The sequence below is a fragment of the Streptomyces sp. NPDC005820 genome (genome assembly GCF_040630255.1).
Classification (GTDB): Bacteria; Actinomycetota; Actinomycetes; order Streptomycetales; family Streptomycetaceae; genus Streptomyces.
The window spans coordinates 1-24,436 of record NZ_JBEXXE010000085.1 but is presented as its reverse complement, the minus strand read 5'-3'; the positions used below and the strand labels follow the sequence as shown (position 1 = coordinate 24,436).

22 protein-coding genes and 3 pseudogenes are annotated in these 24,436 nt (G+C 68.5%); 17 read left to right on the top strand and 8 right to left on the bottom strand.

Annotated features, from left to right (window positions below):
* The 7 genes and pseudogenes from ABZ464_RS50255 to ABZ464_RS50225 form a co-directional block, all read left to right on the top strand.
* Nucleotides 1–525, top strand: a 525-nt coding sequence (locus tag ABZ464_RS50255) for a helix-turn-helix domain containing protein (RefSeq protein ID WP_359289382.1), incomplete at its 5' end; no start/stop codon positions are given.
* A gap of 169 nt (nt 526–694) precedes the next feature.
* Entirely contained in the window at nt 695–1,408 is a 714-nt protein-coding gene (locus tag ABZ464_RS50250; RefSeq protein WP_359289380.1) for a ParA family protein, read from the top strand.
* A complete protein-coding gene (locus tag ABZ464_RS50245; RefSeq protein WP_359289378.1) occupies nt 1,405–2,199 on the top strand; it encodes a hypothetical protein in 795 nt (264 codons plus the stop codon). The genes ABZ464_RS50250 and ABZ464_RS50245 overlap by 4 nt, the downstream gene beginning before the upstream one ends.
* Nucleotides 2,200–2,340: 141 nt before the next feature.
* The gene (locus tag ABZ464_RS50240) at nt 2,341–2,643 is read left to right on the top strand and encodes a hypothetical protein (protein ID WP_359289376.1); all 303 of its coding nucleotides are present in this window, start codon (nt 2,341–2,343) and stop codon (nt 2,641–2,643) included.
* 696 nt (nt 2,644–3,339) lie between these two features.
* Nucleotides 3,340–4,104: an ISL3 family transposase gene (locus tag ABZ464_RS50235; protein ID WP_359289387.1), complete on the top strand. Its 765-nt coding sequence runs from the start codon at nt 3,340–3,342 to the stop codon at nt 4,102–4,104.
* Nucleotides 4,105–4,621: 517 nt separating this feature from the next.
* Complete coding sequence (gene ltrA / locus ABZ464_RS50230) at nt 4,622–6,091, top strand: group II intron reverse transcriptase/maturase (RefSeq protein WP_359289374.1); 1,470 nt, start codon at nt 4,622–4,624, stop codon at nt 6,089–6,091.
* Nucleotides 6,092–6,221: 130 nt separating this feature from the next.
* A pseudogene (locus tag ABZ464_RS50225) lies at nt 6,222–7,013 on the top strand (transposase); the annotation flags it as partial.
* A gap of 39 nt (nt 7,014–7,052) precedes the next feature.
* Here ABZ464_RS50225 and ABZ464_RS50220 read toward each other — a convergent pair.
* Entirely contained in the window at nt 7,053–7,466 is a 414-nt protein-coding gene (locus tag ABZ464_RS50220) for a hypothetical protein (RefSeq protein ID WP_359289372.1), read from the bottom strand.
* Nucleotides 7,467–7,600: 134 nt separating this feature from the next.
* Here ABZ464_RS50220 and ABZ464_RS50215 point away from each other — a divergent pair, with 134 nt between their 5' ends.
* The 8 genes and pseudogenes from ABZ464_RS50215 to ABZ464_RS50180 form a co-directional block, all read left to right on the top strand.
* Nucleotides 7,601–8,557 carry a helix-turn-helix transcriptional regulator gene (locus tag ABZ464_RS50215; protein ID WP_359289370.1) on the top strand — a complete coding sequence of 319 codons (957 nt, stop codon included), beginning with the start codon at nt 7,601–7,603 and terminating at the stop codon, nt 8,555–8,557.
* A 177-nt stretch (nt 8,558–8,734) separates the two neighbouring features.
* Nucleotides 8,735–9,700, top strand: a complete 966-nt coding sequence (locus ABZ464_RS50210) for a hypothetical protein (RefSeq protein ID WP_359289368.1) — start codon at nt 8,735–8,737, stop codon at nt 9,698–9,700.
* 12 nt (nt 9,701–9,712) lie between these two features.
* Complete coding sequence (locus ABZ464_RS50205; protein ID WP_359289366.1) at nt 9,713–10,111, top strand: hypothetical protein; 399 nt, start codon at nt 9,713–9,715, stop codon at nt 10,109–10,111.
* A 98-nt stretch (nt 10,112–10,209) separates the two neighbouring features.
* Nucleotides 10,210–11,088, top strand: coding sequence for an alpha/beta hydrolase (locus tag ABZ464_RS50200; RefSeq protein ID WP_359289364.1), 879 nt, complete (start codon nt 10,210–10,212; stop codon nt 11,086–11,088).
* A 249-nt stretch (nt 11,089–11,337) separates the two neighbouring features.
* Nucleotides 11,338–11,802: a helix-turn-helix domain-containing protein gene (locus tag ABZ464_RS50195; protein WP_359289362.1), complete on the top strand. Its 465-nt coding sequence runs from the start codon at nt 11,338–11,340 to the stop codon at nt 11,800–11,802.
* A 527-nt stretch (nt 11,803–12,329) separates the two neighbouring features.
* Nucleotides 12,330–13,673: an SCP2 sterol-binding domain-containing protein gene (locus ABZ464_RS50190; protein ID WP_359289360.1), complete on the top strand. Its 1,344-nt coding sequence runs from the start codon at nt 12,330–12,332 to the stop codon at nt 13,671–13,673.
* Nucleotides 13,674–13,729: 56 nt separating this feature from the next.
* Nucleotides 13,730–14,692 (top strand): PDR/VanB family oxidoreductase, encoded by a 963-nt coding sequence (locus ABZ464_RS50185; protein ID WP_359289358.1) that lies wholly within the window; start codon nt 13,730–13,732, stop codon nt 14,690–14,692.
* Between the two features lie 510 nt (nt 14,693–15,202).
* Nucleotides 15,203–15,438, top strand: a pseudogene (locus ABZ464_RS50180) (ABC transporter permease); the annotation flags it as partial.
* A 147-nt stretch (nt 15,439–15,585) separates the two neighbouring features.
* Here the strand turns inward: ABZ464_RS50180 and ABZ464_RS50175 are convergent.
* Complete coding sequence (locus ABZ464_RS50175; RefSeq protein ID WP_359289356.1) at nt 15,586–15,921, bottom strand: helix-turn-helix domain-containing protein; 336 nt, start codon at nt 15,919–15,921, stop codon at nt 15,586–15,588.
* Between the two features lie 63 nt (nt 15,922–15,984).
* On the opposite strand from ABZ464_RS50175, the gene ABZ464_RS50170 reads away from it, so the two are divergent.
* Nucleotides 15,985–16,851, top strand: a complete 867-nt coding sequence (locus ABZ464_RS50170; RefSeq protein WP_359289354.1) for an NmrA family NAD(P)-binding protein — start codon at nt 15,985–15,987, stop codon at nt 16,849–16,851.
* A 108-nt stretch (nt 16,852–16,959) separates the two neighbouring features.
* On the opposite strand, the gene ABZ464_RS50165 is transcribed toward ABZ464_RS50170, so the two are convergent.
* On the bottom strand, nt 16,960–19,422 hold the full coding sequence (locus ABZ464_RS50165; protein WP_359289352.1) for a SpoIIE family protein phosphatase: 2,463 nt from the start codon (nt 19,420–19,422) through the stop codon (nt 16,960–16,962).
* A gap of 1,094 nt (nt 19,423–20,516) precedes the next feature.
* On the bottom strand, nt 20,517–20,984 hold the full coding sequence (locus ABZ464_RS50160) for an ester cyclase (RefSeq protein WP_359289350.1): 468 nt from the start codon (nt 20,982–20,984) through the stop codon (nt 20,517–20,519).
* 861 nt (nt 20,985–21,845) lie between these two features.
* Here ABZ464_RS50160 and ABZ464_RS50155 point away from each other — a divergent pair.
* Nucleotides 21,846–22,064, top strand: a pseudogene (locus ABZ464_RS50155) (AMP-binding protein); the annotation flags it as partial.
* Between the two features lie 167 nt (nt 22,065–22,231).
* Here the strand turns inward: ABZ464_RS50155 and ABZ464_RS50150 are convergent.
* From ABZ464_RS50150 to ABZ464_RS50135, 4 genes are all read right to left on the bottom strand, one after another.
* On the bottom strand, nt 22,232–22,885 hold the full coding sequence (locus ABZ464_RS50150) for a TetR/AcrR family transcriptional regulator (protein WP_359289348.1): 654 nt from the start codon (nt 22,883–22,885) through the stop codon (nt 22,232–22,234).
* A 63-nt stretch (nt 22,886–22,948) separates the two neighbouring features.
* The gene (locus tag ABZ464_RS50145; RefSeq protein ID WP_359289346.1) at nt 22,949–23,371 is read right to left on the bottom strand and encodes a carboxymuconolactone decarboxylase family protein; all 423 of its coding nucleotides are present in this window, start codon (nt 23,369–23,371) and stop codon (nt 22,949–22,951) included.
* On the bottom strand, nt 23,368–24,153 hold the full coding sequence (locus ABZ464_RS50140; RefSeq protein WP_359289344.1) for a TIGR03862 family flavoprotein: 786 nt from the start codon (nt 24,151–24,153) through the stop codon (nt 23,368–23,370). Before ABZ464_RS50140 ends, ABZ464_RS50145 begins: the two co-directional genes overlap by 4 nt.
* Nucleotides 24,154–24,187: 34 nt before the next feature.
* Nucleotides 24,188–24,367, bottom strand: a complete 180-nt coding sequence (locus tag ABZ464_RS50135; protein ID WP_359289385.1) for a ferredoxin — start codon at nt 24,365–24,367, stop codon at nt 24,188–24,190.
* Nucleotides 24,368–24,436: the final 69 nt, after the last annotated feature.

Here is a 24,436-nt window from a genome sequence, read left to right as displayed (position 1 = left end):
CCCAAGGCCCTGCGCGAGCAGTACGAGTCCGGTGCCACGGTCGACGAACTCGTCGCCGCCAGCGGCCTGTCCTACGGCACCGTCCTCAACCGGCTACACGACGCCGGGACCGTCATGCGCACCTCGTGGCAGACCCGCCGGATGCGTCAGGACCCCCAAGCCCGCCAGCGTCTCGCCGCCCGCCTCCGCATCCTCTACGAGCAGCAGGGCGCAACCCTCACCGAACTCGCCGCAGGCGCCGGAGAGACGAGGCGTGCTGCGCGGCGTCTGCTGATCGAGGCCGGCGGCACCGTTCGCACCACCCAGCAGACGGTACGGATGCGAGCCGCAGCCCGGGCCGCCGAGCGGCACAAGCTCGCCCTGTCCCTGCGCACCCGGTACGAAGCCGGAGCCACGGTCCCGGAACTCGCCGAGCAGTGCAACTACTCCCCCACCACGGTCTATCGCCTCCTGCACCAGGTAGGCACCCGTATGCGTCCGCAGCACCACCACGGCCCCTCTCGCCGTGAGGAGGAACGGCCATGAGCGCACCCAACCGCGATCTCAATCGCTCCGACGGCCGTGCCCGCCAGCCGCAGCACCTGCCCGAAGGCCATCCCCACCCCAGCCACAGTGCACGGGCGCCTCCCGGTACCCCCAGTGCCACCCAACCGCACGAGTCAACATCGCTTCCACTTCAGGAGATCAAGCACACGTGAACGAGAACACCCGCCACAAGACCCTGGCCACGGCCACCCAACACGTCTGGGACGCGTTCGTGATCGTCGTCGGCATGCTCAAGGGCGGCACCGGCAAGACCACCTCCGCCTGGTTCATCGCCCTCTACTACGCCGTCGTCCTCGGCGTACCGACGCTGCTGCTGGACGCCGACGCGACCAGCCAGTCCGCCTACGACTGGTTCAAGGTCGCCCAGGCCGCCGGCTTCGAGATCCCGGCCAACCTGGTGGTCGAGCGGTACCCGTTCGACGACATCGCCGAGTACATCCGCACCAAGCGCGCCGAGTTCGGCGCGATCGTGGTCGACGCCGGCGGCGGCAGCGCCCGGATCTTCCACGAGGCCGTCACCGAGGCGAACCTGCTCCTCGTCCCGGTCGCCCCCACCAAGATCGAACGCCGCAAGCTCGTCGCCACCTTCGACGAGGCCGAGCGCGCCGCCGCCCGCAACGAGCACGACGTCACCGCACACGTCGTGATGGTCAAGGCCGACGACCGCACCAGCCTGCCCAACCGGGCAAAGGACCAGCTCCTCGACCCCGCCGAGGGCGAAGGCATCGGCCCCGACCGAGACGAGCCCTTCCCACTCGCCGAGACCACCATCCACGCCTGGGTCCACTACATGGAGGCCTTCGGCGAGATCCCCACCGAACTGAGCGAGTACGCCAACCTGATGAAGGAGCTCACGGCATGAGCGAGCGCATGAAGCCCCCGGCCCGCCGCACCGGCGGTCGCACCCTCGGCGGTGCGGCCAAGAAAACGGCCCCGCCGCCCCCTCCCCCGGCCGCCGAACTCACCCCCGAGCAGTACGCCGCCGAACAGACCGCCACACGTGTTACGGCCCAGACGTCCGCGAACACGCTCCAGGCGGAGACCGCAGTCGCTTCCACGCCCGTCGCGGCATATGGGGAAACGGACGTCGCGGCGGCGGACGCTCCGTCGGCTGCTGCGGATCCCCCGAGCGATGCCGCCTGGGAAGCGGCCAGGGGCCAGTCACCTCACGTGGCTGGTACCACGTCCGATCCGAGTCCGGTCACGGTTGAGGAGTCGGTGACACCAGCCCATGGGCATGGTGAGCCGCCTGTAGTGCTGGGGTCTTCCGTCGTCGAGGTTCACGGTGCGGCTCCGGCCGCTGAGGTAGCGGTACGCCCGGCAACGTCTCCGGCGCCGACAAGTACGGCCTTCCCCGTACATGGTGCTGAGCCGACGCCGGGGCACAACCACGGAACTCGATCGAGCGAAGCACCCAACGAGGCCGCACCATGGGCCCAGGGCCCCGGCCGCCCGGAAGACATCCCCGAAGTTTCCGTTCTCCTCAATCAGCGCGTCATCGCCAGGGAGAGTTTCGACTCGTCCGTGCCGGCCGCGCTGAGGCTTAAGCGGCGGATCAAGCGCTTCGCGCTGGACAACGAACTCGACCACCTGCCCATCGGCGACATCGTCGCCGTCGCGATGGACGAGTGGCTCACCACCCGGGGCTTCTGACCATCCGACGCTTCACCCCGTACGGCACAAGGGTGGACGCGGCCCTGCGGGACCGCGTCCACCCTGCCGACTATTCCAATAGCCGAATAGTCGACTAGGCGAATCACTATTCGACTAGTCGCCGCAACCCGGAGCACCACGATGCCCGACCACACCCACCACATCCGACTCCTGCGCGACCTCGCCGACGTCCTCGAAGCCCAGTCCGAGACCACCGACGCCCCCTTCACCCCGCACCCCGACACGCAAGCAATCATCAGCACACGCCACGCCAGCCGCGGGCAACTCAACTACGCCGTACCCGAAGCCCTCCAACTCCAACGCCGTATCCGCCGCTACAACGCCGACAGCGGCATCCCCCACGGCGATATCGTCGCCCTCGCCCTCGACACCTTCCTCCGCGCCAAGGGCTACCCACCAGAGCCAGCTTCGACCACTGCCTAACTCCCCGCCGACAAACCATGCCGGAGTCCGGTCGCAGCGTCGTGACGGCGTCGCGGATCAGAATCTGTACGCTTCGCCGCCGACGACTACAAGCGGCGGCACGCGGTTGAGTGCGGCATCACACGCCACCGATGATGGGCTGCGGCCTGCGCTTTCGCAATGGGCCCTGACAGAGACCTACTCCAGGCCCTGATGCCGTCGCTCTGCCTCCTGGTCCTCCCGCCTGGCGTCAGCTTCGTACGACTCCGCAAGCCCTTTGAGCAACTTCCTGGTTCGCGGCCACGCGCGTGCGCGTTCGGCCTGCTCCCGGAAGGACCGGGCCAGCTCCGACTCTTGAACTCCGCCATCCAGGAGTCCCCGGCTGGTCACACCTCGTTTGTTGTAGATTCCAATGCTGAGACCTCGTTCGAGATCGCTGCTATTGATCTCTTCAAGTAGGTCTCGGACAGCTTCTGGAATCTGCAAGTCGTCCTGGTCGCGCGGGGCGAAAGCAAGTACCTGACCGATCTGCCCATCACCTACCCTGGCACGATCCCTGGCAGCCAGTTCTGCCCGTGCCGTCACGACCCACGTGCGCAGTGCAACTGGGTCGAGGGGGTCTGTACGGTGAGCGGGTCTGTTCCGTAGTCGGTGGTGACGGTGAGTGCTCGCCGGTGATCATTGAGCGTGCATGATGCGAACACGCTCGTGGGAACGGTGTTTTCGGGGTTGTCGGCGTTGGTCATCGAGGATGTGGCGGACGGTGGCGAGATAGTCCGGGTTTCGGCTCGGACCCGGGATGTTCCCGTTCCCTGTCCGGTGTGCGGGGTGGCGACGGGGAGGGTTCACGGGTACCACGGCCGGACGGTGCGGGATGTGCCGGTCGACGGCCGGCAGGTCGCGGTCCAGGTGAGGATACGACGGCTGGTCTGTCCGGCCCTGGGCTGCAGGCGGCAGACCTTCCGAGAGCAGGTCCCCGGGCTCCTGGAGCGCCACCAGCGCCGCACCACACGCCTGACCGGCCAGCTCTCCGAGCTGGTCAAGGAGTTATGCGGCCGGGCGTCCGCCCGACTCGCCCGGTCCCTGGCCGTGCCCGTGTCGTACGCCTCCGCCCTGCGGCTGCTGAGGCGGGTGCCCGTGCCGGAGGTGCGGATCCCGCGGGTGGTCGGGGTCGACGACTTCGCCCTGCGGCGCCGGCACAGCTACGCCACGGTCATCATCAACGCCGAGACCGGTGAGCGAATCGAGGTACTGCCCGGCCGCGAAGCCGCCACTCTGGAAGCCTGGCTGCGTGAACATCCGGGCATCGAGGCCGTGTGCCGGGACGGATCGGCCACCTACGCCGAGGCGGTCCGCCGAGCCCTGCCCGACGCGGTCCAGATCAGCGACCGGTGGCACCTGTGGAGCGTGCGCCGTGAGGCGCTGATTGATCGAGTGGAGGTGGGAGACCTTCGCCACCGTCCTGTCGCAGCAGGGTGGTGAAGCTGGGGGCAGCCTGAACCGGGGAGGTGCCGGGGAAGGTGGCAAGCGGGCCCGTCAAAGCCGGGACGTGTCAGTACTGCCAGATGGCGCGGGTCCGGCAAGCGAGACGGAGAGGTATACGAGAGGAACCGGTGTTTGAAGCCTCCTAAGGTGCCATCAGCTCGAACCTGGCGGATCTGGGCTGGTAGCGGTGCGTGTCCGCCGTGTGCGAGAGGCGGACAACTCCCGGGTGATGCGTTCCAGATGATCCGGGAGGCCACGGTGAAGTGCTGCGGGGTAGCCGTGGCGAGGCCGCGGGGGTATAGCCGGGTGCCTACTCCGACGAACGATCAGTCAGTGAACACGGGAACCTCCCCGGTCCTGCCCGTCGTCCGCGTCGCCAGCGCAGACGACTTGGGCTGGGCGCACCGTCCGCCGACCGGACTGTGGGAGGGGCGGAGCCGTCGTAGTACTCCGAGCCGGGGAGAGCCCGGCACATGGGGAAGGGCGGCAGCGAGATCGCGAGGGAGGTACTGCAATGTCCGAAGACACCGGGGTGGATGCCCTGGTCACGTGGCCAGTGGCTGACGTCGCCGAGCTGCGGGTACGGAAGATGCAGATCAAACTGCACCGTTGGGCGGCAGCCGATCACGGCTTCCGGTTCGACGATGTGTTCAACTTCGTCTGCGACCCGGCCACCTTGGTGATGGCCTTCGAACGGGTCGCGGGCAACACCGGAGCCCGGACGGCGGGCGTGGACGGCGTTCGCGCCGACCACGTGCGCGCGGCCGGGGCGGAAGCGTACCTGGACCGCATCCGCTCCCAGTTGAAGGCAGGGGTCTTTCGGCCAATGCCGGTGCGGGAGCGGATGATCCCCAAGACGGGCGGGAAACTGCGCCGACTGGGGATCCCGATCATTGCGGATCGGGTGGTGCAGGCCGCGCTGAAGCTGGTCCTGGAACCGATCTTCGAGGCGGACTTCCGTCCGTGTTCGTACGGGTTCCGGCCCAACCGGCGTGCGCACGACGCGATCGCTGAGATTCATCTGTTCGGTTCCCAGGGATATCGCTGGGTGCTGGACGCTGACATCGAGGCGTGCTTCGACCGGATCGATCACACGGTGCTGATGGACCGTGTTCGAGCGCGGGTGAAGGACAGGCGGGTGCTGGCGCTGGTGAAGGCGTTCCTGAAAGCCGGGATCATGACCGAGCTCGGCGAACGGGAGGAGACCGACTCCGGGACTCCGCAAGGAGGCATCCTCTCACCCCTGTTGGCCAACATCGCGCTGTCCGTGCTCGACGACTTTGCCGCCGGGCAGTGGTCAAGCGTGATGACAAGCCGACGGGACCGCGAACGACGACGACAACGGGGCCTGCCGACCTGGAGGCTGGTCCGCTACGCGGACGACTTCGTCATCATGGTCCACGGCACCCGGGAACATGTCGAAGACCTTCGCGAACAGGTGAGTACTGTCTTGGCACCGATGGGCCTCGTGCTCTCGGCGGCCAAGACGCGGATCGTCCACCTCTCGGACGGGTTCGACTTCCTCGGTTTCCGCATCGTCTGGATGCGGAAACGGGGAACTGACAAGTGGCACGTCTACACCTTCATCGCCGACAAGCCGGTCGCGTCGTTGAAGCGGAAGATCAAGGCACTGACCCAGAAGTTGTCGCATCTCGACTACAAGATCGCGTTGATCCAGATCAACCGGATTCTGCGCGGTTGGGCCAACTACTTCAGACATGCGGTCGCCAAGCACACCATGCAGACCCTGCACACCTTCGTCTGGTGGAGGGTGATCCGTTGGGTGATGCACCGGCACCGCACGAACTGGACGTCGATCCGGCGAAGGTTCCGGACCCCGGAAGGACGCTGGAAAGACATCGAGTTGGAGGGGATCACACTGTTCCACCTCGGCAAAGTAGCGATCACTCGATACCGCTACCGGGGCAACAGCATCCCCACCCCATGGCCGGACGCTCTGACGGGCCTGACTCCAACGGCATGATCTCGTGGAGAGCCCGGTGCTCGGAGACGGGCACGCCGGGTTCGGCGGGCGGGCCGGGGAAACCCACCCGGAGCGATCCCGGCAGGGCGCCCCGGTCCGACCCAACAACCTCGCCGAGGCCGTCCGTAAAGAAGTCGCCGCGCACAGCACCTGCTGGGCGAAAGCGGGCCCGCCCCCGGCCGAGGGGAAGCAGGCCGCCACCACCCGCGAGCGCTGGCAGCAGGTCCACGCCCTGCGCGAGCGAGGAGTCGGACTTCTGGAGTGCGCGCGCCGCCTGAACCTGGCTCTTAACACCGTCAAGCGCTACGACCGCGTCGCCGAACCCGAGCGCCTCATCCGCGCCCCCAAGTACCGGCCCACCCTCGTGGATCCCTACCGCGATCACCTGCGCCGACGCCGACTGGAGAACCCGGCCGTCCCCGTCACCCATCTCCTCCAGGAGATCAGGGAACTGGGCTACACCGGCAGCTCGAACTTGCTCGTCCGCTACATCAACCAGGGCCGCGTCGAGGCCGACCGGCCCGCACTCTCGCCCCGGCGCCTCGCCCGCTACCTGCTCACCCGCCCCGACCGCCTCAAAGACCACCAGCGGGAACGCATCGAGGCCGCCCGCACCGCCTGCCACGAGATGACCGCTCTGGCCGACCTCATCCACCACTTCGCCGTGCTGCTGGATCCCGCCGACGGCAATGCCACCCTGCTGAGCACCTGGATCACCTCGGCCCAGGCCGAGGACCTACCCCACCTGCATGCCTTCACCCGGGGCCTCGAGAAGGACCGCGCCGCAGTCGACGCCGCCCTCACCCTGCCGCACCACAACGGCGGCACCGAAGGCGTCAACAACAAAACCAAGCTGATCAAGCGCCAGATGTACGGCCGCGCGAGCTTCCCTCTCCTCCGCCACCGCATCCTCCTGGGCTGACCACACCCTCCGTCACCACCGACTACGGAACAGACCCGCTCACCGTACAGACCCGGTCGAGGCGCAGGAGTTGCCAGGACTGCCGGACGATCGTGCCGCGGCCTTGGGGGTGGAAGGTCCAACCCCACTGCACGATGCCGTTCTCGGCGCCGCCGACGACGAACCCGAACGCGGCCGCGGGGTCGGCTCGTACGACTTGGGAGCGGGTGGTCCATCCCGTCCGTCCTTGCGGTTGCGGCCGCTGAACCAGGCCCCCACCCGGGGTCCGGCGTCGTGGTCGTAGGCGGCGTCGGTCGCGTTGGGGCTCCAGCGGCTGATCGAGGACACGTCGCCGACGAGTTGGTAGACACGGGCGGGTGGGGCGTCGCCCCAGGCGCGCCTGGTGAACGCGTAGACGGCCGGGTCCAGGGACTCGAAAGTTGCCAGGGGGTCGGGTCGGGTGGTGGTACTCACAGGGGTGCTCCTCGGTGGTCGGACTGATCGGCTGCGTCCACTTCAGCGGCGGTGCGGCTCGGGAGCCAGACCCGCTCGTGCCTATTCACAGCTGGGGCAGGCTGGGTGTCCGCGGGACGTTAATACTCGGAGCCATGAACGGAAAATCGCAGCTCGGGGAGTTTCTGCGGACGCGGCGGTCCCAGCTGCGTCCCGAGGATGCCGCGGTGCCCACCTACAACGAGCGCCGGCGCGTGTCCGGGCTCCGGCGCGAGGAGCTGGCGTTGTTGGCGGGTGTGAGCGCCTCCTATTACACGCGGCTGGAGCAGGGGCAGTCGCAGAGTGCCTCTCCGGAGGTGCTGGACGCGATCGCCGGGGCGCTGCGGCTGGATGACTCCGAGCGGCGGCATCTGCACGATCTGGCACGGGCGGACCGGCACCGGCCGCGGGTCCGGCGGCCCGCGCCGGAGCGCGTGAGTGAGGCGGAACGGCAGTTGCTGGACGTCCTGTCGGACGTACCCGCGGTCGTTCTCGGCCTGCGCAGTGACGTGCTGGCGTGGAACCGGCTGGGACACGCCCTGTTCGCGGGGCATCTGGAGTTCGGGGCGCCGGAGGTCGCGGGGCAGCGTCCCAATATGGCCCGCCTGGTGTTCCTCGACGGTCATACCCGCGAGCTGTACGCGGACTGGCCGAGCAAGGCCAGGGCCGTGGTGGGGAACCTGCGGCTGGTGGCGGGCCGCCATCCGCAGGACGCGGCACTGCACGCGCTGGTGGGTGAACTGAGTTCGACGAGTGCGGAGTTCGCCACGATGTGGGCGGACCACCGGGTCAGGGCGTGCACCGTCGCCGCCTATGCGATGCGCCACCCGCTGGTCGGAGCGGTGAACGTCATCCAGCAGACCCTGAGCCACGGAGCGGGCCCCAGCGTCGTCGTGGCCACCACGGAGGCGGGCTCCCCTTCGCGTGCGGCGCTGGTCTTGCTGGGGCAGGCCACCGCTCAGGCCGGGCCGGGGCAGGAGGCCGCACCGACTACCCGGACCGCTCCGTCGGGGTACGTGCCGGCCAACCCGGCCGGTCCTGCGCGACCGGGCCCGCGTACTGCCGCCAGCTGATCCGCGTACCACTGGCACCGGGCGCTGTTTCCGCTCGTACCGGGCTCACCCCTGCCCGGACGGCGGCCGGTGGACGCCGCCCGTGGCCACGCGCCTTCTTGTCGGCCCGGCCGACAACTCACTTCCCCGCATGCGTCGGCGGTGGCTGCCGCATGCCCGAAAACGACTGAAGGAACCATGACCAAGAAACTCTCCCTTCTCGCTGCCACGGTGGCCGCCCTGGCCGCCGCGGCAGGTGTCGGGCTCGGCCCCTCTCAGGCATCGGCCGCCTCTCCGACGCTGGTCGACGCCCGGATCGCCGCGCACTTCGATCTGGCCAAGGGACGGACACCGGAGAACATCGCCCTGGCCCCGGACGGCGACGCGTACGTCACCTTCGCGGCCGGCCGCCAGGTCGCCAGGATCTCCGCCCACGGCGGCACCCGGATCCTGGCCACCCTGCCCGCCTCGGCAGACGGCGGCATCCACACCCCGGTCCTGGGCTTCGCCCTGACCACCGGCATCGTCCGCGCCCACGACGGCACCCTCTACTTCCTGTATGCCACGGGAACCCCCGACCTGACCGGGCTGTGGCGCCTGCGCCCGGGCGGCCGCCCGCAGCGGATCGCCGCGCTTCCCGCGGGCGGCCTGCCCAACGGCCTGGCGCTGGACGCACGCACCCGCACCCTCTACATCACCGACTCCGTCCTCGGCACCATCTGGCGCGTCCCCACCCGGGGCGGCACCCCCACCGCCTGGTCCACCGCGCCCGAACTGGCCTCCACCGGCTTCCTCGGCGCCAACGGCCTGAAGATCCGCGACGGTGAGATCTGGGCCACCAACCTCGACCGGGGCACCGTCCTGCGCATCCCCGTCCTGCGGGACGGGCGGGCCGGCCGGATCCGCACCGAGGCCACCGGGCTGCCGGGGATCGATGATTTCGCCTTCACGGGCCGCGGCGACCAGCTCCTCGCCACCCTCAACGGCTCCAGCCAGGTCGCGCTGGTGCGGCCCGGCGGCAGCCACACGATCGTGCTGAGCCCGGCCGACGGCCTGCAGAACCCCACGTCCATCGCCCTGCGCGGCGACACCGTCTACGTGCTGAGCGCCGCGTACGTCACCGCCAAGGACCCCAACCTGCTCCTCGCCACTCTGAACAAGTAACGGAGAAAGACCATGCAGGACGCAAACGAGATCACGCTCGGCGCTGTCACCGTCACCCGCGTCGAGGAGATGCACGGTCCGATCATGCCCGCGGACCAGTTCTTCCCGGACCTTCCCGAGCAGGCGTGGAAGGAGCACCGCGCCATGCTGGTGCCCGACCATCACAGCCCCGATGACGCCATGGTCCACGTCGCCATGCAGACCTGGCTGCTGCGCAGCGGCGGGCAGACCATCCTGATAGACACCGGTGTGGGCAACGACAAGGCCCGCCCGGCCGTGCGCGCGTGGGACCACCTGCACCTCGACATCGAGACGGGCGCGTACGAGGTGCTCGCCGACGACATCTCCCGGCAGGTCAAGGCCGGCCTCGCCGGCGACCTCGCCGGACTGTACGAACAGCTGACCAAGTAGGCCGCGGACTCCAGCGAGGGGCATGGCCGTGTCTCACCTCGCCTGCCCGACCGTGTCCGAATCCCTCATCCGTAGTTCACACAGAAGGAAACGGCGACATGCCCGACCGCGAGTCACGTCCCACGATTCACATTCCGGGGACCACCAGCCACACCATCGCCCCTCGCGCAGGACATGACGGCCACGAGGGAACCCTGCGCTACCTCAAGGCGGGCACCGGCGCCCCGCTGGTCCTGCTGCACACTCTGCGCACGCAGGCCGAGCACTTCCGCTTCCTCATGCCGATGATCTCGCACCAGTACACCGTGTACGCCCTCGATCTGCCCGGGATGGGCCACTCCGAGATCGTGCCCGGCGCGTCGTACGAAGAGCCGGCGCTGCGCGCGGGCGTCGAACGGCTGCTGACCGAACTCGACCTGCACGACGTGACATTGGTCGGGGAGTCGTTGGGCGGAGTGCTCGCGCTGGCCACCGCGGCCGATCTGCCCGAGCGGGTGCGGCGCGTCGTCGCGGTGAACGCGTACGACTACCGTGACGGAATCGCCCGGTCCAGCGTCCTCGCCCGTGTGGTGATCGGTGGGATCATCGCTCCGGGGGTGGGCAAGTTGATCGCAGAGCAGGAGCCCAAGCCCATCCTGCGCAGAATCCTGCAGGGCGGCGTGGGTGACAAGGCCGCCTTTCGGGACGCCTACCTGGACGAGCTCCTCAGATCAGGCAGGCGTCCTGGCTTCCCAACCGTCGCTCGTGCTCTGTACCGGAACATGCCCAGCCTCATCGCGGCCCGCTCGCGCTACCCCGAGGTCAAGGCCCCCATCCACCTCGTCTACGGCGAGAAGGACTGGTCCCGGCCCTCGGACCGGGAAGCCAACAAGAAGCTGCTGCCCGCCGCCGACTTCACCCAGGTGCCGGGAGCGAACCACTTCATTGCACTGGAGAGGCCAGAGGTGGTGGCCGACCTGTTGGATGCAGTGGAGTGACCCCCGCACGCCGGCGGGGTCACCCCCGTTTCGTTCGGGGTGGAGCGGGATGAAGTTCGACTCCACGCTCATCTGCGTGACGAACCGGATCCGGGGGAAACCGGCACTCGGGTCCCGCCGCGGGTGCTGACCTTCCGCTGAATCGTCGGTCACAGGTCGAGCTGCTGCGCTCGCCGCCCACCTCGGGGGGCGAGCGACCTCACCCCTCCAAGCCGTCAGTTGCTTGACACAACGTGCTAGATTCACAGCATGTTGGGCCGAACATACGACAGTCAACTGTGCTCCATCGCCCGGACTCTGGAGATTGTGGGCGAACGCTGGACCTTGCTGATCATTCGCGACGCGCTGCTCGGCCTTCGCCGGTTCGAGGAGTTTCAGGACAGTCTCGGTATCGCCCGCAACGTACTCACCAACCGCCTCTCCAAGCTGGTCGACGACGGGCTGCTGGATCGGGTCCGTTACCAGGAGCGGCCCGCCCGCTATGAATACCAGCCGACGAGCAAGGCCAAGGACCTGCTCACCGCGTTGCTTTCTTTGATGCATTGGGGCGATGAGCACGCCGAGGGGCAGAGCGGCCCGCCGCGGATCACGAGCCATGCGGGATGCGGAGGCAACGTTCGGGAACGGCTCGTGTGCGCCCGATGCGGACAAGTCGTGGGGCCGGACGCCGTTGACTTGCTTCCCGGCCCAGGGCTCGCTGATTTGCCGACCTGACATTCGAAGCGGCTCAACGGGTTGGCCACTACCGGCTGGGCACGTACCGAGTCGTGATCAGCGAGAACGAACGAAATGGCCGTTGCCGTCCATCCACTTGCTCGTCGTCTCCCGTCAGCGGCGAGGGTGACCTCGCTGGTCAGTTCCTTCCTGGAGCACGCGCGAAGAGCGGCCCGCAGTCGGAGTTCGCGTCGGCGTCGCGATGAGCTTGCGCCGGAAGCGCGGTCGCCGACCGACCGGACGGCGCCCTCCTGCGGCCCGTCTCCCAACCCTGCCCGGCCGGGCGTGAACTATCAGGGCGCCCGCTTGCCGCTGCCGTAGCCGCCTGGAGTACCTGCCGTTCCGGTGGTTCGGCGAATGCAGCGCTCCGAGCTTTTCTTCCACGTCCGCCGGTTGCACTCACATCCGACAGAAGACTCAACAGAAAGATCACGACTCGGATGTCAGTTGCTTCATGAAACTCGCGCACCTAAGATCGAGTTGCTTCATGAAACTTGTACGCACCCCGCCCCGTGAGGTATCGCTCGATGGCCAAGAACAAGCTCGAGGACCATCCCACCGTCGTCCAAGCCCGCCGGCGTGAACGCACCCCCGACCGGCCCGCCGAGCCGCTGGACGCGGCGTGGCTGCGCCGGCTGGTTCTCGACGCGGGGGCGGACGACGTCGGCTTCGTCGAGATCGACCGGCCGGACATCGCCGACCAGCGAAATGACTTGAACGCCGCCCTGCCGGGTGTCCGAACGCTGATCAGCTTCGTGACCCGAATGAACCGGGAGAACATCCGCACTCCTGCCCGCTCGGTCGCCAACCTGGAGTTCCATCACACCGGCGACCACACCAACGAAATCGGCCGGCACGTGGTGGGCGAGCTGGAAGCGGCGGGCGTGCGCGCCATCAACCCCGCGATGGGTTTCCCGATGGAGATGGACAACTTCCCCAGGAAGGTGTGGGTCGTCTCGCACAAGCCGGTCGCCGTGGCGGCGGGGCTCGGCAAGATGGGCATCCACCGCAACGTCATCCACCCCAAATTCGGCAACTTCGTCCTGCTGGGCACGATCCTCGTCGACGCCGAGGTCAGCGAGTACACGCGGCCCATCGAGTACAACCCCTGCCTGGAATGCAAGTTGTGCGTGACGGCCTGCCCGACCGGGGCGATCGCCTCCGACGGTCACTTCAACTTCTCCGCCTGCTACACGCACAACTACCGCGAGTTCATGGGTGGTTTCGGTGACTGGGCCGAGCAGGTCGCCGAAAGCCGTGACGCCCACGACTACCGCTCACGAGTGAGCGACAGCGAGAGCGCGTCCATGTGGCAGAGCCTGTCCTTCGGTGCCAACTACAAAGCGGCCTACTGCATGTCGGTCTGCCCGGCCGGCGAGGACGTCATCGGCCCCTGGCTGGGCGATCGCAAGGCACATCTGACCCAGGTCGTTCGTCCGCTGATGGACAAGGAAGAGACCGTCTACGTCGTCCCGGGTTCCGACGCCGAGCAGCACGTGGCCGACCGCTTCCCGAACAAGCGCACGAAGCAGGTGGCGATGAGCCTGCGAGCGAACAGCATCGACGGTCTGGTGGAAGGTCTTCCGCTGATCTTCCAGCGCGAACAGGCCAAGGACATGTCCGCCACCTACCACTTCACCTTCACCGGCGACGAGTCCCGGCAGATCACCGTGACCATCCGCGGCCGCGAACTCGGTGTCACCGAAGGACATCACGGTGAGCCGGATCTCAGGATCACCGCCGACACCCGCACCTGGCTGCGCTTCCTCAGCAAGCCTTCGCTGTTGGCGTGGGCGCTGGTGCGTCGCCAGATCAAGCTGCAGGGCTCGCCCCGCTTGCTGCGTGACTTCGGCCGCTGCTTCCCGTCCTGATCGGCCAGGCAAGAACGCATCACCGAACCATCACTGTGAGAAATGAGAGGCGGACCATGAGCACTATCGGCACCGAATTCGAGCTCGACCTCGTACTGGACCGCAAGGAGACGATGGCCGATGGCGTCGTGCTGCTGACGCTGCGCGACCCGGAAGGCCGCCCCTTGCCGGAATGGCAGCCGGGCGCCCACATCGATCTGATACTGCGGGCCGACCTGGTCCGGCAGTATTCGCTGTGCGGGGATCCAGGGGATCGGTCCCGTCTTCAGGTCGCGGTGCTGCGTGAGCCGGAAAGCCGCGGCGGGTCGAGCCACGTGCACGACGTGCTCACGGAGGGCGAGCCGGTGCGTGTCCGCGGGCCACGCAACCACTTTCCGCTGGTGAAGGCCAAGAACTACCTGTTCATCGCAGGCGGAATCGGGATCACCCCCATCCTGCCCATGGTGGCGGCCGTCAACGCGACCCGCGCCGACTGGCGCCTCGTCTACGGGGGCCGCACCCGAGCGTCGATGGCGTTCGGTGAGACCTTGCAGCGGGCCTACGGAGACCGGGTGAGCCTGCGGCCGCAGGACGAGTACGGGCTGCTGGACCTGGCCTCCCTGCTCGGCAAGCCGCAACGGAAGACAGCCGTCTACGCCTGCGGCCCCGAACCGCTGCTCGCGGCGGTCGAGGCCGGCTGCGGGAAGTGGCCGAGCGGGTCTCTGCACCTGGAGCGCTTCGCCCCGAAGAAGGACCTCACCGCCGGGCCGCTCACGACCTTCGAGGTCGAACTCGCCCGGTCCGGCAGGACACTGACGATCTCCGAGGACATGTCCATTCTCGAGGCCGTCGAAGGCACTGGCATATCGGTGATGACATCGTGCGAGGAGGGAATCTGCGGAACCTGCGAGACGAAGGTGTTGTCCGGCCAGATCGACCACCGCGACTCGGTCCTGAATGACGAGGAACACGCCGCGGGCGACACCATGATGATCTGCGTCTCCCGAGCCAAGGGCAACCGCCTGATCCTCGACCTCTGACCCTGGGTATTCAGCGGAACTGGGTTGTCTGACGCCCCGATAGCAGAAAGGTGCCGTTGACCTGCAAGGATGCGAGTGTCGAAGTCATATCCGGAGCAGAGAGCAAGGCACCTTTCTGGTTGTCGAGAGTACAGGGTGGGACCCTCACTGTCGGTGGCGACTGAGGCGAAGAGGCTGATCGGGCATGCCGGGGCGGTGCTGCTGCGCCGGTGCGCGGACCGCACGGGGCTGACGGGTGCGTTGGCCGGGGTGCTGCCGTCCAGCGTGGTGGCCAGGTGGCGGGAACGCGCTGGTGTGCTGGTGCATCTGGCCATTGCAATCGTGCTCGGGGCGGCGAACCTGTCGGAGGCCGAGCACCTCCAGGTGAGGCGGTGGTTGCGGGTGGCCTTGCGGCCGGTGACGATCACCGGGTCGTCGGGTCGTCGTCCAGGCCGACGAGGCCGGGTTCGGCCAGGGCCCCGAGCCCGGCCTCGCACAGATGGCCGGTGATCTTGTTGTGGCGGGCCGCTGGTCTCCCCGCTCGTCGGCGTGGCCGCAACGCTCACCGCCACCGTGCTCGGCACAGCCGTAGGCGCCACCGCCGGCGGCCTGGGCGGCTGGGCCGACCGGGCCCTAAGCGGCTCGTCGACACCGTCTCCGCCGTTCCGCACCTGCTGCTCGGCATCTCCGTCGCGCTCGCCCACTGGCTGTCCATCGCCCGCATCGTGCGCGCTGAGACGCTCTCACTGCGCTCCAGGCCGTACATCCGGAAGGCGGGTGCGGACTGAGGCAGGCAGGTGGCGTGCCTCCCGCCTGCCCGGAAACAACGGGAGAGCCGGCCGATCCATTGCGGTAGGTAAGGGCGCCGAAGCAGTCATGTCGGCTCTCGGAGCGCGGCAGGCATCCTCCTAGGGTCACGCGGTGACAGTGGGCTCGCCGTCGGGGACTGTCACGGCCCAGGCGGCCATGACGTCGAGGACGGCGCGCAACCCTTCGCCGAGAGGGGTGAGCCGGTATTCGACCCGTGGGGGGATCTCCGGGTAGGCGGTGCGGGTGACAACGCCATGCCTCTCGAACTGGCGCAACCGACTGGTCAGAGTGTGCGGGCTGATGCCGGGAAGGGCGTCGCGCAACTCTGTGAAGCGGTGGGGTCCACGTAGGAGTTCGCGCACGATAAGGGTGGCCCACGGCCCGTCGAGCAGGGTGATGAACCGGGCGACGCCGCACTCCGGGAGACGGTCAGCAGTCATGGTTCGAGTCTAGGCCATTAGTGCAGTTGATGTAACCACGGCAGTGTATGCACTAATGGGTCCATGACCTACATGATTCATGGCGCCACCGGCGCCCAGGGTGCCCCTGTCGTCGCAGCCGTCACCGCCGCGGGCAAGCCTGTGACCGCCCTGACCCGCAACTCGGGCGTCGTCGTGGAGGGCGCCCGCGTGCTGGCCGTCGACTATTCCTCCGCTGCGGATCTGGCCGATGCCTACCGTGGCGCGGAGGGGGTGTTCGTCCACCTGCCGGTGGCCCCGGAGAAGGACTGCCTGGCCTTCGCGCGCAATATCGTGGCCGCCGTCCGTGAGGCCCGGCCCGGGCGCGTGGTGTTCTCCACCAGCGGCGGCCTCGTGCGCGCCGACGGCGAGGGCGGTCGGGACGCCTCGGCGGAGAGCGCCGTCGCGGTGCTCGTCGCCGGGCTGGCGGACAGCGGTGTCTCCCACGCGGTGATCGAGCCCCGGTTCTACCTGGAGAACCTGCTGCTGCCGAACGTGATCGCGGGTGTCCGGGAGGAGGGCGTGCTGCGCTACGCGCTGCCCAGCGGCTTCCGCGCCTCGTGGGCCTCGCACCTGGACATAGCCGACGTCGCCGCCGTGCTGTTCGAGCGCACGGACGTCACCGGCGTGGTCTCCGTCGGGCAGTACCCGGCGGTCAGCGGAGAGGACCTGGCCGAGGCGTTCGGCACGAGGCTCGCACGGACCGTGACCTACGAGGCGACCGACCCCCACGTCTTCTTCGCTCCGCTCGCACCCATGCTGGGCGAGGAGGCCACGGCCGCCATCGCCGACAGGTACCAGGCGCTCAGCACACAGCCGGACCACTCGATCACGGCCGAGCGCGCCGCCCAGACGCTCCTCGGCGTGACACCCCGGACCGCGAGCCAGTGGCTGGCCGACATCGATCTCTGAGCCCCGCCGGTAGAACGGTCATGTCGAGGCAGTGGCAGCGAGTGATCAGAGACCTGCCTCGCTCGACCTGGGGCGCGCCCGGTGATGAGGAGGCAGTGGTCGGGCGGGTCAGAAGTGGCCGGGCGGGACCGGGTCCAGGGTCTGTTCGGCCCAGATGGTCTTGCCCCGGGCGCTCTGGCGGGTGCCCCAGCGCTGGGTGAGCTGGGCGACGAGGAGCAAGCCGCGACCGCCCTCGTCGTAGGTGCGGGCACGTCGCAGGTGCGGAGCGGTGTTGCTGCCGTCGGACACTTCGCAGATGAGGGTGTTGTCGTGGATCAGGCGGAGTTGGATCGGAGGTTGGCCGTGCCGGATGGCGTTGGTGACGAGTTCGCTGACGACCAGCTCGGTGACGAAGGCGGCGTCGTCCAGTCCCCAGGCCTCGACCTGTGCCAGCGCGTCCTTGCGGGTCTGGGCGACGGCGGAGGGGTCGGCCGGTATCTCCCACGTGGCGACCTGGGAGGTGTCGAGCGCGCGGGTGCGGGCGAGGAGGAGTGCGACGTCATCGGCCGGGCGCTCGGGCAGGAGATCGGCGAGCACCGTGTCGCACAGGGCGTCCAGGGAGGGCGCCGGCCGGGTGAGCAGGTGGCGGAGCCGGTCAAGACCGTCGTCGATGTCACGGTTCCGGGATTCGACGAGACCGTCGGTGTAGAGGGCGAGCAGGCTGCCCTCTGGCAGGTCGACCTCGGTCGCCTCGAACGGCAGGCCGCCCAGACCCAGCAGGGGGCCTGCCGGGAGGTCGACGAGTGCGGCGGTGCCTTCGGGGCTCACCACGACCGGCTGCGGGTGTCCGGCCCGGGCGAGCGTGCAGCGCCGGGAGATCGGGTCGTAGACGGCGTACAGGCAGGTCGCGCCGACCTCGCCGGCGGGCTTGGGGTACCGGTCGGTGGGCTCGTCGACCTCCTGCTCGGTGGACAGGCGGGCGGCCAGGTCGTCGAGGTGGGTGAGCAGTTCGTCGGGGGGCAGGTCGATGTCGGCGAGGGTGCGTACGGCCGTACGCAGACGGCCCATGGTCGCGGAGGCGTGGAGGCCGTGACCGACGACATCGCCGACGACCAGCGCCACCCGCGCCCCGGACAACGGGATCACATCGAACCAGTCACCGCCCACACCGGCCTGCCCTCCTGCCGGGAGATAGCCGGAAGCGACCTCCAACGCCGCCTGCTCGGGCAGCCGCCGAGGCAGCAGGCTGCGCTGCAGCGTCACCGCCGTACCTCGTTCACGGGTGTAGCGCAGGGCGTTGTCTATGCAGACGGCCGCCCGGGCCACCAGTTCCTCGGCCAGGACCAGATCGTCCTGCTGGAAGATCTCGGGATGGTGGTAGCGGACGAAGACGGCGACGCCCAGGGTGGTGCCGCGTGCCGACAGGGGCACCGTCATCACCGAGTGGATGCCGAGTTCGCGGACCTGGGAGGCCCGGACCGGGTCGTCGGCGGCCCAGTCGGTGATCGCGGCGTCGGTCATCTCGTACAGTGAGGCCCGTCCGGACCGGAGACTCTCGACTGGTGCGGAGTGCTCCGGATACCCGTCCACATCGCCCAGGCCGACGACCGCCTCCGGGATGCCCGGGGTCACGGACTGGTGGGCGACGCGTCGCAGGAGGAGTGGACCGGCCGCCGTCCCGGCTTCCTGAACCGGCTCGTGCAGGTCGTCGAGCGAGGTCAGCAGGTCGACGCTGACGAAGTCGGCGAGTTCCGGGATGGTCACGTCCGCCAGTTCCTGCGCCGTCCTCATCACGTCGAGCGAGGTGCCGATGCGCCGGCCGGCCTCGGCGATCAACTGAAGCCGCTTGCGCGCCCAGTACTCCTCCGTCATGTCGTGCCCCAAGTGGCCGACGCCGCGCAGTTCGCCCGCCCGGTCCCGCAGCGGGTACAGCAGGACTGACCAGGCGTGCTCGCGCGTCTCACCGGGGACGCGCATAAAGTGCTCCTGGTACTGCGGCTCGCCGGTCTCGAGCACCCGCCTCACGCCCCGTGCCAGCTCATCGGCGACCGGATTGTCCCCGATCTCGTCGAGGTGCAGTCCGCGTACGTCGTCCTCGGTGAGGTTCAGGATCTGTTCCATGGGCTCGTTGAGTCGCCGCAGCAGGAGACTGGTGTCGTACAGCGCCAACGCACAGGTGGGGGACTCGGTGAAGCTCCAGTCCACGAGGGCTTCGTCAGCCGGCTGAGGCTGCCGCCCGGCCAGGGCGGAGACCAGAAACCACTCGCGGGTACCGGCCTCCGGCGTCCGGTGGTGCGCGATGACCCCGATCTCCAGCCGATGGCCGTCACGGTGCCGGACGAAGACCTTCCCATGCCATCTCGGCAACGCCTCGACGGAGCGCAGATCCTCCGCCGGGATCGGCTCGGCCAGCAGAACGGCCGCCGACCGCCCCACGATCTGCGCGGCCGAGTACCCCAGCAGCCGCTCGGCGCCCGCGTTCCACCCGGTCACGGTGGCATGCTCATCGAGGGTGACGCGCGCCGTGAACGCCCCGTCGACCGGCTCTGCGAGCGGTGGCGTCGCCCGGTCAGCAGCGATGCGCTCGTCCATGATCGCTCATCTCGCTCTCGCGGAGATCCAGGTATCCGATCCGAGGTCCGCGTACGCCCGGCAGCAGATCGCAGGGCGTAAGCCATTATCGCCCCTGCAGCTCGGCGCTGAGAGGCTGTCGGCCGGTTGATCATGTGTGCAGTGTGATCAGGTCTCGGTGTACCTCCCGGATCGGCTTCGACCAGGCACCCGTGTGCGTTCCGGTTCCGCTGCCGGGGCCGCGCCGGCGACGTCGGGTGCGTAGCGTGGATGGAGCCGTCGGCTATCAGCGGGCGTCTTTGGTTGGCCGGGTCCTTGACGTACGCCTGGTCGAGTGGGCGACGTGGGCTCCTGACGGAGGAATCCCTCGGCGGGTCTGCAGGGCACGCCTTCTGGGTCTACGTCGCAGAGCCGCACGAAGATGTAGGCGTCGGGGTTGCTCCCGGTGTGCGTCAGCTCCACGGGTGTTTCATGATCTCCAGCGGCGTTCCGGCAAGCAAGAATAGGAATGTTGTCGGAGCGATGCCACCCGGTCCGTCGGCCAGAAGCCTGCCACCCGACTGCAAGTGGCAGACAGTCTCGATCACTGGTGGCGTGGCCATTGAACCGGCAGCGCCAAGTCGGCACTGACGACGGGCCGCATCCTCGCCCTCATCCAGCGCTACCCGACGCAGGCACCACGACGGCCCTGCCGTGAGCCGCAGCCGGTCGCCCCGGCAGCTTCTACCAGCCGACCGGGCACCCGCGGAGCATTGCGCGGCAGGGCGCGGTCGAGATCCCTCGCGTCGGCGGGGCCATGGCTCACCGCTCAGGAACGGTCCGTCGTTGCCTCATCCGAGCACGCCCTCAACGCCTCGCTCATCAGGAAGAACATCGACGACGAAATCCGATGTCGAGACTGCCAAGGCAATCAGGCACAACAGGGTCACACTGGTCGACCCACATACGATCACGAGCTCTGGCGTCACAGCCCGCGTGATGTCCGTGGTACTGGAGGACGGAGCCGCCAGGGCGGCTCCGTATCCGAGGAGTCGGTACTTCTCGGCAGGCGCCGCGTCGAGCGGTGACGCCGATCACGGCTCAGGGGCAGGCCTTGACCGAGAAGACCTCGATCTTCATCCCGACTGCGCGCCGGTGCTGATCTGCTGGGTGAGTTTGAGCAGTTCTTCGACGTGGTAGAGCTCGGTGATCTTGCCGTCGACAACGCGCATGATGTCCTGGCCGTTGATGTCGACCGGGTTGCCGCTTGCAGCGAACCCGAAGGCGTCTCCGGTATGAGTCGAGGTCATCCGCCAGTGCAGGACTATCCAGCCGCCGGGAAGCTCCTGATGGAACAGGATCCGGTGCTGCGTGCCGGTGAATCCGTCCCGGACCGCGGCGATCGACGCCCGCATGCCTTCGATGCCCGAGGCCGCGTCAGTGGCGGGGTTGTGGTCGATCATGTCCGGGGCGAACACCTCATCCGCCCCGGCGACGTCGCCGGTGTCGTAGAGCTCCAGTTCGCGCGCGGCGACCCGGAGCGCGGTGCTCGTCGCCGAGCGCACCATCTCACTTGCCGTGTTGGCCGTACTGATCGCAGGCATGAAGTCCTCCCTGGTATGTGGTGGGGCTGCCTCGCCAACAGTTCCGCAACCGAACCAGTTACTTCAAATGAACTAATGGAGGGAGCGGGAGTGATGTAGCGCACTGCCACGGTGTCAGATCGTCGGGTTACCGGCATCCCGGACAGACCTGGGAGGACTCGTCGCGCAGCGGAGACGAGACACCACCGGCTCGCCCGACTACACGTGCCCGTCCTGAAATCCGCGCAGCTCTTGGGGACCCGCGGGCCGCATGGTCCAGTGGAACCGATCCTGTTGCGGTGGGTTTCATCGAGCAGAGCACAGTCCCGGTGATGATTACGTTTCTCCACACGTTCCAGTGTCGGGCGCGACTCCAGTCACCCGAATACGTGCAGACCCGCTCACGAGCTGAACACCGATCGTCCGCCTCGGGTAGGGCCCAGGTCCGCGGGGAGCAGGCCCCCTCTCCGTCTGGAGGTGGCGCTGCGACGTACGCCTCGCGATGGTGGCCGCGGAACCGTCGTGGGAAGCCCTGGCTGACCACGTTGGCCGCGCGGACCATGCCGCCACGAGAAGGGCACCCCGATGAGCGGTTACAGCGAGCGCGAGCAGGAGGGCCTGGACCTGCTCTTCCGCCTGGAGAGGGAGCGTGAGCAGCGGCTCAGTCTCCCGGACACACACGCCGTGCTGTGCGCCTCGCAGACCGGGTACGCCGCGAGCACAGCTTCGACATCGCCCTCGCGGGGCTCGTCGAAGATCATGACCTGGTGCTGCGCGTCTGGTCGGGAACGCAGTGCGACACCCTTCACGACCTGGCCGTTCCCCATAACCAGGGACTATGCGGAGATCGCTGTTACACCACTCGGCGGGACACCATCCGAGTTCGAGTGGCCGCGGCCGACGGCGTTCAACTGGGCACTGGATTACTTCGACCGGATCACCGAGGGCAACGACCGGCGCGCGCTGTGGGTGGTCGACGAGGACGGCGGCGAGCGGACCCGTACCTTCGCCGAACTGTCGCGGCGCTCGAACCAGGTCGCCAACCACCTGAGAGACCTCGGGCTGCGGCGTGGTGACCGGATGCTGGTCATGCTGGGCAGTGTCGACGCGCACCGGAGCGTGGGAGCCGCCGGGTGGCGAGACTTCCCTGACTGACGGCGGAAAGGGTGAAGTGCTGCCGACGTGCTGCGCACTGCCGCACGCGCACGACCACATGAGCCGACGGTGTCAGGGATGCCTGTGTCGACGTTCGGAGCCTGTGCCGGGTCTCACCTACTCGCGTCGCGGAGGATGGTGTCGACCGTGCGGTGGGCGAAGGACGTCAGTTCTTCCGGGTCCTGCCGTCCGAAGGTGGCGGTCCAGAGTGCGAATCGGCCGAAGAGGGCCGACCAGAGGGTGACCGCCGCATGTTCGACGCCCTCGGGCCAGCGCATGCCTTCGCTCTCGCAGGAGCGGAACGCGTCGAGCCACTGCTGCCACAAGGTGCGGGCCGGGTGCGACTCTCGCGGAATGCCGAAGGCGGTGGCGTCGTAGCCGAACATCAGACGGTAGATGCCCCGTTGGGTGCGGGCGAAGGCGTAGAAGGCGTCAGCCTGAGCGTACAGCCGCTCACGGGCGTCGGCGCCCCCGGCGAGCTCTTCCGCGTCCGCGTCACGCATGGCGGCGACGAGGCGCTGGTAGCCGTCCTCGGTGACTGCGCGGGCGAGTTCGTCCTTGTCGGCGAAGTGCAGGTACATGCTCTGGGCGGCGATGCCGACCTCGCGGGCAACCTCGCGGAGTGAGACGGGCAGGGCATCGTTCGCCACCTTCTCGTCGAGCAGGCGGGCGACGGCCGCGAGGATGTCCTCGCGGAGACGGTCGCCCTGGCCACGGGGGTTACGTCTGCGTGCGGTGGCGGTCGGCTGGTCGTTCACCTTCCTCATTGTGGTCGATGCGCCAACGGGGTGGGTGGCCCGGTCAGGTCGGGTCACCCATCCCGCTGACGGCTACGCCTCCGCGAAGATCCGCGTAGCCGTGGCCATGGCCTGGCCGGCGGCCGGGAAGCCGATGTAGGGGACGGTGTGCAGTACGGCCTCCAGGATCTCCTCCGGAGTGAGTCCGTTGGCCTGGCCCGCCACGACGTGGTTGCGCAGTTCCGTCTGATGTCCCTGGGCCATCAGGACGCCGAGGGTGACCAGGCTCCGGCTGCGGCGGTCCAGACCCGGGCGATCCCAGATCTCGCCGAACACCTGCTCCAGGGCGAGTCGGGCGAGGGTGGGGACGGGGCCTTCGCCCTCGGGCACGGCGCCCATGTTCGCGGCCATGAACTCCTTGCCCAACATCTCCTGCACGACACGCTCGCCTGCGGCTCGCCGGGAGCCCGGCAGGCCGGCCACGTCCGTGTCCCGCTCTTGTGCGGTCTTGCTCATGACTCTTCTCCGTTGTTCTCGGGGGTGGTCAGACGCGACAGCATGCCCAGGCCGGTTGCGGTGGTGGTGCCGGCATCGATCGGGAGCACGGTGCCGGTGATCCAGCGTGATTCCGGGCTCGTCATGAACAGCGCGGCCCAAGCCAGGTCCCAGGCGGTGCCCTCCAGACCGAGCAGGTTGGCCTTGCGGCGCAATGCCCGGCCCTCGGTGCCACCCTGGTCGCCCATGGGGGTGTAGAGGTGCCCGGGGACCAGGCAGTTGACGCGGATGTTGTCCGGCCCCCAGGTGTGGGCGAGGTCGACGGTCATGGCCTGGAGGGCGCCCTTGCTGGCGCCGTACGCCCCGGTGCTGAAGCCGCGCAAACCCGCGATGAAGGAGACGTTGACGATCACTCCCCCGCCGCTGCGCACCAGGTGCGGATGGGCGGCCCGCGCCACCAGCATGGGGGCGGTCGCGTTGACGGCGAAGACCCGTCCAGTGGTGATCACCAGCGCGTCGTAATCACATGCCGTGCCGTCGGCCAGCACTACGCGGGACTTCTCGGTGTCGAGGCCCACGGCCGCGGTGCCGGGTAGATGAGTGACGCCGAGCGCGTCCCACTGCTCGCTCGGCCGCAGCAGCAGCCGGTCCGTCTCCCATTGGCCCGCCAGCAACTGCTTCGACAGCGGCGGACGGTCGTAGGGCAGTCCCGGTTCGTCGCCGATCAGGGTCACGGCACCGGCGAAGCCGCGCCGCCGCACCTCCTCCGCCACCGCCAGTCCTGCGGCCGACGCACCGACCACGACGAGCCGTCCCGGTTACGGGGCGGCGGCCACCTCAGCCCTCCTCGATCAGGATGGCCGCGGCCGGACACACCTGCGCCGCCTCCCGCACAACCGCCTGCTGCTCGGCTGCGGGCTCCGGTTCGAGCAGGACGACGATGCCGTCCTCGTCCCGCTGGTCGAAGACCTCCGGGGCGACCAGCACACACTGAGGTCTTTCAGAGTGGCCACCGATCGGGTGACAGGAGCTGTGGCCACAACGCACAAGGCTCCCGTGCCGTTGAGGGAGGTGTTCGAAGTCTCA